Source organism: Amycolatopsis sp. NPDC006131, assembly GCF_040614175.1.
Classification (GTDB): Bacteria; Actinomycetota; Actinomycetes; order Mycobacteriales; family Pseudonocardiaceae; genus Amycolatopsis_E; species Amycolatopsis_E tucumanensis.
The window spans coordinates 1-1,004 of sequence record NZ_JBEXTX010000261.1; the positions used below are offsets into that span (position 1 = coordinate 1).

Annotated in this window: 2 protein-coding genes; both read left to right on the forward strand. The window is 72.1% G+C overall.

Features of this window, described 5'->3' with window-relative positions:
* The coding region (locus tag ABZ215_RS43885; protein ID WP_354956889.1) for a TadE/TadG family type IV pilus assembly protein at positions 1-422 on the forward strand (422 nt) is incomplete at its 5' end.
* A complete protein-coding gene (locus ABZ215_RS43890) occupies positions 419-856 on the forward strand; it encodes a hypothetical protein (RefSeq protein WP_354956891.1) in 438 nt (145 codons plus the stop codon). The genes ABZ215_RS43885 and ABZ215_RS43890, both read left to right, overlap by 4 nt.
* Positions 857-1,004 lie beyond the last annotated feature (148 nt).

The window sequence follows — 1,004 nt, forward strand, 5'->3', positions numbered from 1 at the left end:
CCGACGACGGGTCGGTCGCCTCCGAGATCACCCTCGTCGTCCCGCTGCTGATCATGCTCCTGGTGTTCGTCGGCGTCGTGATCCACCGCGGCGTGGATGCCCGGATCCGGCTCGACGACGCCGCGCATCAGGCCGCGCGCGCGGCGAGCATCGAACGCACCGCCAGCGCCGCGGCTGCTGCCGCCCAATCCACCGCCGCCGCAGCCCTGGCCGACGCTGGGGTGAGCTGCCGGTCCCTCTCCACAACCGCCTCGACCGGCGGTCTGCGTCCCGGCGGCACCGTGTCGGTGACCGTCGTCTGCGACGTCGACTTCGGCGATGCCCTCATCCTCGGCGTGCCGGGCGGCAAACGGCTGTCGGCCACCGCGAACGAGCCGATCGACGTGTGGCGCTCCACCACGAACACCGGGACGCCGTCATGACACCTCGGAGCCGGATCAGCTGGTGGCGAGCCGACGAGGGACGCGTCTCCGCCTTCGTCGTCGTGCTGGTCTCCGCCATCCTCGCCCTGGCCGGCCTCACCCTCGACGGCGGGCTCGCCCTGGCCGCCAAGGTGCGCGCGAACGGGCAAGCCGAATCCGCAGCCCGCGCCGGAGCCCAGGCCATCGACCTCGCGGCCTACCGGAGCAACGGCACGCTGCGCCTGCTTCCCATCCAGGCCATCGCCCGCGCGCAAGCCCATCTGGCCGCGCAGGGAGCCGCCGGCACGGTCATGATCTCCGGCGACACGATCACCGTCACCGTCACGGCCGCCCAGCCCACCCAGCTACTGGGACTGGTCGGGATCACCTCGCTGTCCGTCCACGGGCAGGGAAGTGCCCACCCGCAACGCGGAATCACGGCCATCGAGCCATGACGAAGGGAGACCAACCATGCCAACCGACGACGAGGTCGAGCACCGCATCGAGGACGTGGACGCGCCACGTACCGCGCGGCGAAAGGCGGCCGCCCAGCAGGTCAACCAGCTGGCCCAGCGCCGCGCAGCCATCGTCGCGCAGCTCGAC